Annotated in this window: 6 protein-coding genes; 2 read left to right on the top strand and 4 right to left on the bottom strand. The window is 40.9% G+C overall.

Annotated elements, in window-relative coordinates; genetic code table 11:
• Window positions 1-65: 65 nt before the first annotated feature.
• Both IUZ65_RS10365 and IUZ65_RS10370 read left to right on the top strand, forming a co-directional pair.
• The gene (locus tag IUZ65_RS10365) at window positions 66-926 is read left to right on the top strand and encodes a helix-turn-helix transcriptional regulator (protein WP_195703652.1); all 861 of its coding nucleotides are present in this window, start codon (window positions 66-68) and stop codon (window positions 924-926) included.
• Window positions 927-1,027: 101 nt separating this feature from the next.
• Window positions 1,028-1,681, top strand: a complete 654-nt coding sequence (locus IUZ65_RS10370; RefSeq protein WP_195703653.1) for a HEPN domain-containing protein — start codon at window positions 1,028-1,030, stop codon at window positions 1,679-1,681.
• Window positions 1,682-1,756: 75 nt separating this feature from the next.
• Here IUZ65_RS10370 and IUZ65_RS10375 read toward each other — a convergent pair whose 3' ends face one another.
• The 4 genes from IUZ65_RS10375 to IUZ65_RS10390 are packed head-to-tail and all read right to left on the bottom strand — an operon-like array spanning window position 1,757 to window position 10,828.
• The gene (locus IUZ65_RS10375; RefSeq protein ID WP_195703654.1) at window positions 1,757-2,518 is read right to left on the bottom strand and encodes a PP2C family serine/threonine-protein phosphatase; all 762 of its coding nucleotides are present in this window, start codon (window positions 2,516-2,518) and stop codon (window positions 1,757-1,759) included.
• Window positions 2,475-6,254 (bottom strand): DUF2357 domain-containing protein, encoded by a 3,780-nt coding sequence (locus IUZ65_RS10380; protein ID WP_195703655.1) that lies wholly within the window; start codon window positions 6,252-6,254, stop codon window positions 2,475-2,477. Before IUZ65_RS10380 ends, IUZ65_RS10375 begins: the two co-directional genes overlap by 44 nt.
• Window positions 6,247-8,805: a chromosome partitioning protein ParA gene (locus IUZ65_RS10385; RefSeq protein ID WP_195703656.1), complete on the bottom strand. Its 2,559-nt coding sequence runs from the start codon at window positions 8,803-8,805 to the stop codon at window positions 6,247-6,249. The genes IUZ65_RS10380 and IUZ65_RS10385 overlap by 8 nt, the downstream gene beginning before the upstream one ends.
• Window positions 8,795-10,828 (bottom strand): hypothetical protein, encoded by a 2,034-nt coding sequence (locus IUZ65_RS10390; protein ID WP_195703657.1) that lies wholly within the window; start codon window positions 10,826-10,828, stop codon window positions 8,795-8,797. Before IUZ65_RS10390 ends, IUZ65_RS10385 begins: the two co-directional genes overlap by 11 nt.
• Between the last annotated feature and the right edge of the window lie 28 nt (window positions 10,829-10,856).

Consider the following 10,856-nt stretch of genomic DNA (forward strand, 5'->3'; position numbering starts at 1 on the left):
CGTCATTAGCTACAGGTAAATACTGAATACACATACATGTCGCATAACTAGGCAGGAATTAAATAATGAGTAAATGGCCAATAAGATGGGATCTACTATTCCGATACAGAATGATAGAAGTGATTGCGCTGTGGGAAGGCAGACTAACGACCAACCATTTGATTCAAAGCTTTGGTATTGGTAGGCAGCAAGCTTCTAAAGATATCAACACCTACCTAGCCGATGTAGCGCCAGGCAACCTTGTTTATGATAAGCAGTTAAAAGGCTACAAGCCCAGTGACAGCTTTGTTCCAAAGCTAACTGGTGGTCATGCGGATGAATACCTCCACATTTTAGCGCGTAGTAAAGATATGACCGTGACTTTTGATGAGCTTGATATGGGTTTTGAGAATGTTTCTATGGTTCGCCCTGTTACTCGTAATATATCACCACAAGTCTTGCGTCCGTTAGTTCAAGCTATCAGAGAGAAAAAACGTGTCGACATAAGCTACACATCGCTCAAAGACGGCATTGAAGTCGAGCGGATTATTTCACCACATACATTGGTTTGTACGCCACTTAGATGGCATGTTCGGGCCTACTGTGAGCATGCTAGTGGCTATCGTGACTTCGTTTTAAGCCGCATACGCGGTATTCCGATTCTTGAGGCTAAGAATGTCAAGGGGACAGAGCATGATGAATTGTGGAATACTCCCCTCTCTATTGAGTTAATGCCAGATCCAAGGCTGACCGAAACTCAAGCCGCTGTCGTTGCCCATGACTACGGTATGGAAGGAGGTACCCTTTCAATACAGACTAATGCAGCATTGGTTCGTTATGTTCTTGATACCTATAATATCGACATCAATGTTCTAGATTCGAACCCTAAAGGTCAGCAGATTATTGTGATGAATTTTGAGGAGATAAAACAGTACCTAATATTCTAATTAACTCTACTACTTGCCAAAATTGCATAACACATCAATTTATAAGCATCAGACTGCTTATATACTAACAGAACGATAGTAATATTGCTCTGGATGACAACATGCAAACTTACCAAGTATTAAAACAGCGTCAAAGAGTTGAACGAGATGACTACCCACAAAACCTTAGCCTCCGTGTTCACCGAGCACTAAGTTGGCTGCAGAAGTCAGAACTTTGTGACGATGATGACTCTAAGTTTATTTTCCTGTGGATCGCTTTCAACTCTGCTTATGCGCAAGAGTTTGAACAACGACAACAATTCAGCGAGCAAGGCCTTTATGGCAAGTTCTTAGAAAAACTCATCACTTGTGATCAGCGACAGCAATTACACAATTTAGTTTGGGACGAGTACTCCAACACTATACGAGTGATCTTGGATAACGAATTTATCCTCCAGACATATTGGGATTATCATGCAGGAAGAATTACTGAAGATAGCTGGAAGAGCGAACGCAGCAAGGCCAAAGTCGCCGCTAACAAGGCACTGAGTCAAAATGATACGGCGAAAGTCCTATCTATACTGTTTTCTCGCCTATACACCTTACGTAACCAGCTAATCCATGGTGGAGCTACTTACTTGAGCTCGGCAAATAGGCAGCAGCTCAAAGATTGCTGCGGTATTCTAGAAAAACTGGTTCCGAGTATTATTGAAATCATGATGGACTCAGCAGACAAGATTTGGGGAGAAGCTGTTTATCCGTTAGTAAACAGCTAATTATACTTAGATTATCTCTCCCACTTAAAAGTAAGGTGGGAAGATCGTAAGCTTACGAAATTGCTTATTACCAGCTCATTTTTTGAGAACCTTCCTTACCATCAAAGCAAATGTTTTATCATCCGTGTGCCCTTTTACTGGCCAGTTAACAAGCCAATCAGGTACTTCAAGAGCTACACCATCAAGTATTTTTTGTTCTGATGCCTTTGCTACACCACAAGCAAATTCTTTAACACTTTCCTTCAAAAGATCATCTGCGATACCATCGGTACAAATGAAAACAAAGTTATTCAAGGATAAATCATGAACTGAAACCTCCCAATCAGCAAATGAGTACTGAGAGTACAAAGCTAAAGTAAGGTTTGAAAATCCATCACTATTATCATGGTTTACTTCAACATAGGCTTCATCTGACCAACTTCCCAAGCAAATCATACCGTCACCTAATTTACCCAGAAAACAACGTTCCCCCACCTGAATAGCAAATAAGCAAGTAGCACTGCAATCTTCTGCTCTTAGCGGTAATATGCGCCTTAACCACTCAGAATGAATGCGACGAGTAAATCTTTCTTGATCAAAATCCCTATCGAAATCCCATTTTTCGGCTATCTCAACAACCGATTCACAAGCGGCCTTAGAGCCTACATCCGCATAAGGCTTGCTACCTAATCCGTCAGAAACAACTAAAACCGAGCCCCAACTGTACTCTTTTCCCAACCAATAATCTTGATTAGGGATATTCTCTCTGATGTGTAATGGACCAATCACACTTACTCCACCAGTGGCCCAGTAGCTAAGCATCATCAACAACCCCAGATATCGTAATGAGGTTTGCACCTGTTTCCCCTGTTAAATAAAGCCGGAGAGCATACAAGATATCAGGCGTGTTTTTCATGGTGTTAGGTTTATTCAGCTCAAACTTTACACGTGATTTAACAGCACGAGCCTGTGCTAACTGCTTGTTTAATTTAGCTCCGTGATTAGTATTGATCTCTTCTACTACTTTAGTCACTGCATTGATGGATTTACTTTCTAGTGAAAACATTTTACTGACCTCTGGCTCATCACTGTCTCTCAAACGTATTAGCGCAAGTAAAAGTTCTAGTTTTCTGAGAAGTGAGTTCCAGCGAAGTGGCGTAACTTTATCACTAATCTTCAAAGTATCGTTATCAAACTGCAATGCATTTACTAACGAATCCAATATGCGCTCTACCTGCTTCTGTTCAAAACCGAAGATAAACTCTGGTTCTCTCCATGCAGCGATAGATAGAATGTCTAAGGCTTTTGATGCTTTCAAACCTCTATTGCTTACCAATTTCAACAGAGTTTTCATTAGACATTTCTGCCAATCAGCGTGAACATCACCCAACGCATAAGGTAATTGGTAAGGCAAACTCCCAAGCATATCCCCTTTGTCAATTTCAGCAAGGAGCCTATTGGCCATTTCGATCGGCATATCACCATGCAGATAACACAAAAATTGCTGCAGTTCTCTTTCTATTTCGAAAGGTAAACCCTCTCTCTGCAACCGATTAAATAACAACTGTGTCGCAGCCTCAACCGCCTGCTGTGCTAGCTCCTTAAATTTCTGAGGTACTGATTCATCCGATATGTTGTTGCCATTATTCCAAACAGTCAACATTGGGAAACGATAACTATTGCTGAATACATATTTCGACTCTTTCGGCAGCAAACCTGCCTCTGTGATCGAGCGCGCTTGCCAGTTACCTTTATTACTTCGGACTATATCAAGTGATATCTCGTACCGGCATGAGTCAAAGTCTTCGTAGTTGCTTTGATGAATGAAGATTTCTCCGTACCTTGGGTGCTGAAACTTACAACAACGGCTCCCATTTCTATCTGCAAACCAATCGGAACCTCGTGTATTAATAGTTATTCTTTTCCCATTATCACCAGAAAACACAAAATCTCTAATTGCTACAATTTTTTCAAATTCACGTTCCAACCAGTCTAGTAGATCCTGAGGCTCCGTCTTCACACCATCAGAATAGTTTTTAAAGTCTTCCCATGCATATATTCGAGGGTAGGTAGGGCTAGCTACTTCGGCTTTCTTACCGGACGTGGTCCACCTAGCCTCAACTCTACGAAACTCAACGTTCTTCTGCTCATTCGGTATAAATATGAGTTTATACGGTTGATCCGCTCCATAAGTATATGAGAGTTCCAATAAACATTCTGTATTCTTGGTTAGTGGGAAAGCCTGAGATTCCAAGCGAATCGCATGTTTAGTTCTTTCTTTACTCGTACCTAAAAATAGGGGAAGTTCGTAATAGTTTTGCCCCGCAGAAAGAACAAACTTCTCATCCAGTTCAATAGAAACCTCTTCCCCTCTTACCGGTTGGATTGGTGGGACATCTTTTACAAAAAAGAAATCACGTTCAATACCATCAACAACTGTTCGAGTTGAAAGCTGTGGAAGATGGTCTCGCCAAAAGATACCATTATCAACAAAAGGTATGTTATTCCGGATAACATCTTCACAATCCACCAATGAGCCTGATTTATTCAACCACGCCTCAGATGCTAACCACCGAGGTTTCTTCACAGCCCTTGTCAAGGACAACATTCGAACACGATCAAAACTGATAGATTGCCGCCTAGACTCAGCAACGAACTCATCTTTATTCAACTGATTGCTCTTGGCTATTTCAGTCATTTTCTCCTTTAGCAACTTAGGCCATTCCAACCACTTTCCATTGCTAGAAACAATTGATAACCTAACGATTGCTTCGAAAATATCATCGAAACTCAGCAACCCGTCAATGGTTGAAAAAAGTTCGTTATTTAGACTTTCCTCAACTAGCTCAATGCTTGATGATCCGGAAATTCTGAGTGGTGGATGTCTTTCCCAAATCACGCCTTTCATCTCAGGTAGGCGTTGCTTGTAGCTATCCTGTATTTTAGCCACCACTGGAATCATGTAGAGATTATCAGCACTACTATCAACAATAATAAACAGGTCACCGTCTCTAATGTCTGCTTTCTCGAACGATTTTCCTCTTTGCCATAAGAGTAGTGATGCGATACTCATTGGTAGTGGTCTCGCATCAGAAAAAGCAAGGTTCAAGCTCCTTCGAAGTTGCTCGGTCCCGAGCTCATTCAAATAATCCGGAACAAGATAAGTAAGTGAGCGCGCACCTATCAAATCTTTTAAAGAGTGAACATAGCTATCAATTGATACATTCAGCATAGAGTCATTGTTATCGTTCCATAGCTGCTTACAGGTGATAGTATCTACATGATCGCCTAGCTGTAACGCTGAAGATAAACTGCAGTCTACTGGGTAGTTTTCATCCTGATGCTGCCAAAACTGTCTAAAGAAACGCAACGAAGCAACATGACTCTTCTTGCCTGCAGTTTTAATCCTAGTGTTAAGTGAACCTATTTCGACAGTAACCGAATCATCATCAACTAATTTATTGAAGGTACTTTGTTGCAGACTCTTTGGCTCATGCCCCATCAGTAACCGGTTTATTTCTACTACTAATCTATCTACCTTATTGAAACCTTTTATGTAACTTGCTAAGGCAGTTCCTGAATGGTCTACAACATCAATAGTCCGAGCCGCCATTTTGATCTGTAGGCGTTTTTTCCCCAGTTGAGCCCTCACTAAATTATTATCTAACCGAATAGTGAGCTTTTGCGGTGACTGATCATTTAGATATACACGGCCTTCAATCAATATAACTGTGGTAATCTCAAGTTGATCATATTGAAATAGTGTAGGCTGTTCGACTAACCTAACCTCCTTGTGTTGTGACAAATAGGCAAGTATCTTCCAGAAGATATAAGTAGATAACTGTTGATCGCTGTTTTTATGATCCAATAACAAGGTCTCATCCAGTTTCCTCAACTCTTGCCAGGAGCTCCAAACTTTTCGATAGTGCTTATCTTGCAACAAAACATTATTTGGTGAAAGCGAACGCCAATAACCAATTTCTTTTACTTCTGGTTGAACTAACCAGTACTGAATACGCGACAGCAGTTCTTCATAAAGAGGCCGCTCAGCTACCAAACTCTGAGTCTCTATTCTTGCTAAGAAAACCCTCTCTACTCTTAAGAGGAACTGTTTAAACAGCCGGTTTTCTGACGTGTCTAAAGATGTGTTTTTTACGACAGCCAGGATTTTTGAAGAAGATACCATTTTCTCCCTCATGTTTCGCCCCGGCTGACGACTCAACCACTGAATACTTTTACTGTCTACTTGCTTCACTTTAGGAACTGGCACGAGGCTATGCTCTCGTACCATCTTTCCCCTAGGGTTAAATAGAATCTCGTTAACTGCTAGGTCAACTTGTTGGATAATTTTTGAGAATCGATCGTTAAGTTGCGATAGCTCTTTCTCTTCCCCACCCTCTAATACGATGTTTTGCAACACTAAACTCAGGTTACTTGACTCTGGCAGACTCGTAAGAGGGTCAAACGTGCAAAGCCCATTAAACCAATCCCGAAGGCGCAAAATTTGTTCTGCATCTCCGCGGATATTCTGGTCATCTAAAGCGTAGTAAAGATCCTCAAACTCTCTCCAATCGAAGCAAGTTAACTCACTCATCAGCAGAGCCTTCTAACTCTTCGATTGGCAGCTCTTCCAGCTCTGAAAATGCTTCGTCATTATTCAAATAATCCGCACTATTCCACATGAACTGACCATGACCGAACTGACATGCGCATTCAAAATCTTCAACAATTGAAAAATCATTATCTAGCAGCAATTGTTTAATAGGATCTAAACAATTTATCTTTCCGTAACCTCTAGTCTCGACTCCCCTAAGTTTCGGCATTACCTTCTGTACAAGTTGATCTTCAAACGCAATCTTTAGCCACTTATTCAGCTTGCTTGTATCTTCAATCTTTGCATCAATAAGGCTTTTTACCATTGGGTAGTTTGCCATATAGAACTCAATTGATTGCCAAACACGATGGCCAAGAGCAAGACCTACAGAAGACAGGCAACTATTTATTTTCTCTACCATGAGTTTATATTTCTTGAGTTGTTTCTCAGGGATCTCTTGGCTAGAAATACTTACCCAATTACGCCACTCTCTGTAATGAAGCAATGGTTCTGGCTCTGGTAAAACATCCAAAGTCTGTCGACTATAAAGTTCTTTTGGTCTCGGGAAATGGATGGCGATTCCTCGATCAATAACCTTGTCAGATAGAGATTTAGTGGTCTCGTCCTGGTTCATTGTTCCGGCCCAGAGAACATTCCTTTCAAGTGGCAGTTGATATATTCCATCTTTCGCACCCAGCTTAATATCAAGACAAGGAGTATCTCCCCGTTTTTTGCCCCGACGCTGCTCTAACTTACTCAAGAACTCGGCAAAATATAACTCGACGTGTGCAAGGTTCATTTCATCAAGTAGGAGCAAGTTAACGCCATATTTCAAGCCTGGATACTCATTACTACATTCCTTTTGACTTTGTAGTAAAAACCTCAGTGCTGGTTCAGCGTCAAACCGATCGTCAATGGAGTTAAAGTATCCCAGCATTGATTCTTGGCTATCCCAGTTTGGCTGCACAGGTAGAGACAGAAAACTAATTCCACCAAAGTGAGAATAAAGCCTTGGGAGTTCTGACTTACCTGTACCACTAACCCCGGCAAGTACTGTTATTGGTGACCATTCAGCAACCTTTAAAGCGGTATGAAATGCAAATAAAATTCTACGATTGAACTTGATTCCGTAGTCATCACAACGCTTATAAATAACATCAAGCCAGTCCATTTCATTTCGTAGCTTCGACTTATCAAAAACAATCAGCTGCTGTTTCTGCTCCTCATTTAGGCTCACAACAGGCGTGTTAATCTGTTCGAGACGTACTTCTCGGCTCACTTCATTCACTGCTGTAGGAGCTAATCGGTCCAGTTCCTGATGGAGCTCTGAGTTTACCCTATCTAGAGCGTCTCTTCTTACTTCCAGAGATTCATATTTTCTTTGCCACATCTCTGCTTCGAAGCTACTATCTTCAAGATCTTTGATTTGTCTCTTGAGAGCGTCACGCTCGTATATCAAAGCTTCATGGCTGGACTCGAGCTGTCCCTTTTCTAACTTCGCTTGCTCAAACAACTGCTGAACCTGTTGCTCTGGTCTTCTTGTCAGCTCTTCTTTAAGGGTAATAATCTCTTCTTTATAAGCGGCCAACTCAAACAGCACTTTTTCCGGAGACTCTCCATTTAGCTTCTGTTTAAGTTCCAGATAGAGGCTAAGCTCTCTGTTAGAGCCATCAAGACTTGCGCGCAGCCTGTCGCATTCCTCTTTCATACGCTGTTCTTCTAAAGCAAACCCTGCCTGCCTTTCTTGGACTGCTTTTGCTATTTTCAGCTCAAACTGCGCATAATCTTCGTTCAGCTTTTCATTCTTCTCTTTAAATAGCTTTTGCTGAAAATCAAGTTGCTCCTCTCTTGACTGAAGATCTGCTTCTCTAGCATTATTGTTGTTCACTTTCACGTCGATAACGTTTGTTCTCTCAGCTAGATGTTTTTCTGCATCTAGACGAGTTCTTTCTAACTCTTTTAGCAATTTCTGCTTTGATACCTGCTGCTCTTTCTCTAACTCTCTAAACAGCTCTTCTTTTCTGTCTTCAGATTCTTTATCTACCTGGTTGATAGTTTTTTGGCGGAGCTCCAATAAAATGTTCTGAAGCTCTTTTCTCTCTGCTGCAAAATCAGATTGACACTTTACTTCCAGTCGTTTTAATTCCGACTCTTTGACCGCAAGTTCTAGTTTTTCTTTTTCAAACTTCTTTAATTGTTCAGAGAAACTTTCTCTTTGTTTCTCTAGCAAATTTTTTGCTGCACTCAATTCTTTATCTACAAGTCTAGGAAGGCCCGCCTCTACTTGTACTTGTCGAGAAGAAATCTCTTGCTCTTTTTCCCTCAATCGAACAGTTTCATCTGCCAGTAGTTGCTCTTTTTTCTTTAGCTCAATATCGAAAGACTCCAGATCTTTTTCATAACTGATCAGACGGTTTTCCTTAGCTTCTAGCTCAGTGTGCAACGTTTGTAGTTGCTCTTTTTCCTGTGCTGTATCACTGTTTGAGTCCTGTTTCTTTGTATTTGGTTTACTCTTAACCATGTTAAACCTATCCATATTCTTAGCTGACATTGTCTATCTCTATAAATTTTTTAATAATTTGATACATTTCTTGTCTTAGGGTAATAAGAACACCACCGTCGACATAACTTGGACTATTTCCATGGCCTCTATGTCTAATCATCTCACTGATCTTTCCAAGACATTCCGGCACCGATTTAGCCATGAAACTAAGTTGACGATGGCCATCCAACACTAACCAAGCCAGTACTTCCGCACCAATAGTAGTGTTAACCCCCCTACATGCTGCTTCAGCTCTCCTAAGGTTCACTGTTTTAATACCGTCTGGAAGTTGCCCTTTAAGTAAATGAAAGCCTGTTTTTGATGCGTTCTCTTGAGCTTTCATCTTTACTTCTCGTCCCATCAGCTCAGATGTATTCAGATCAGAAACGCGCTGGAAGATCCTTGTTTGAATAATTCCTAATATTGCTGTTGCCCATGGCTGTATATCCACCATTTCGCTTTGCTTAGATAAGTCCATAAGCTTGGCGTATATAAGTTCGCTACGGATCAACTCCGATTTAGTAGCTTCATCCATTCGCTGCATGGCTAGTAAACCGAACTCATCATCCAAACGAACAGAAATTTCAAAACGCTGTCTTTCTGCTTTGGTTAAATTATCTCTCGCTCTAATTCCCTTTGGCAATGCATGTGAAAACTCTGGAAGCAAAGCCGTAATCAATCTATATGTATCCCGCCTGGCTGCCTTTAATTCCTTCTGTCTTATCTCAAAGGATTTCCCATGCTGAAGGGGATCTCGAAGATTTTTTAACTTAGAGAGGATAAGTAGCAAATCATGATGTTCTCGCCCAAGCTTACGCAATGGATGCAAAGGATTTATATGTGCGGACAATATTGCCATCACTAGCTCAGGTTGCATCTCTGGTTCTTCAATACCGATTCGTTTTAGTTTACCAATAGAAACAAACAAAAATTTTTTCGTAAGCTTGTCAAACTGAAAGCCTAAACGTCTTACATAGTCATGAATTAGCTCTGCATTACTCCTGTCTGTTCCCTGTTGAAAATAGCTTTTCCAATCAGGAACTAGCCAGGCAGTATTTACAATAGCGAAGCTCATCTCCAAAGCAGCGTACAATTTTTTAATCAGCTTATTTTGCTTAGATTCGATCTCTTTTTGAGTGAATGTTGAACTAGGGTTAAGCATCGCTTCAGGATAACTTTCCTCCGCCGAATCTAGATATCTGCTGAGCCTTGGATACCTAGATGAAGCTGGATTCTTTTGATCAGTGCTGCCAACATCCGCACTACCTAGTTCAGTCACCTGGGCACTACTTTTCCAGCGCTTAAGCCATTTGGGATCTAAGCTAACAATAGCCTCACTAAACTGCTGACTGAATCCCAATCCAAACCCATCAGTAACCAAAAACTCATCACTTCCTTTTTGAAGAAGTAGTTGAGTATGCAAGTAAACATTTTCATATTCTGATTCAACCGAAATAGATCCCACATCGAATGAAAAATGCCTTTGATCTATGCGCTCTCCTGAAAGAAAGCGGCTAATTGACCTTTTTTTCCGGTATCGTTGGATAACGTTGCTTACCTGACTTGATGTAGGAGGACTTTGAAACATAGGTTCTTTTGCTGGTAAACGGGTAGCATGCACTTCATGCCCTTGACCAGCAGTACCAAGGTGAATTGTCCAGACATCTTTACCCTCAGAGGAAGACACCTGCTCGTATTCTCGCTTGCTTGTAACTATAGGCAAAAGAGTATTAGAAATACTATCAATATAAATGTGTGCGGCTACGGTTTGAGACTCTGAGTCAGTATCCTCTCTAACGTTATCTAGAGACTCAAGCTTCTCTATAGCTATTGCTGTTAGATTCCTTCTTTCATCAAGGAACCCAAATTGTTCAAGGCGTGAACAAATAAACTGTACCAACTCTGCATCAAAGCCACACTTCGATGAGAGTAAAGCTACATCATTGATATAATTTGCGCATAACCTAAGTATTAAAACCTCAAACGGATTCAAATCACTATCTAAGGGAGCTTGTATTGATACTGAGTACATTCTGCATGGCCAAAGCAAATTCTTTCGC

The organism is Vibrio sp. VB16 (assembly GCF_015594925.2).
Lineage (GTDB): Bacteria > Pseudomonadota > Gammaproteobacteria > Enterobacterales > Vibrionaceae > Vibrio.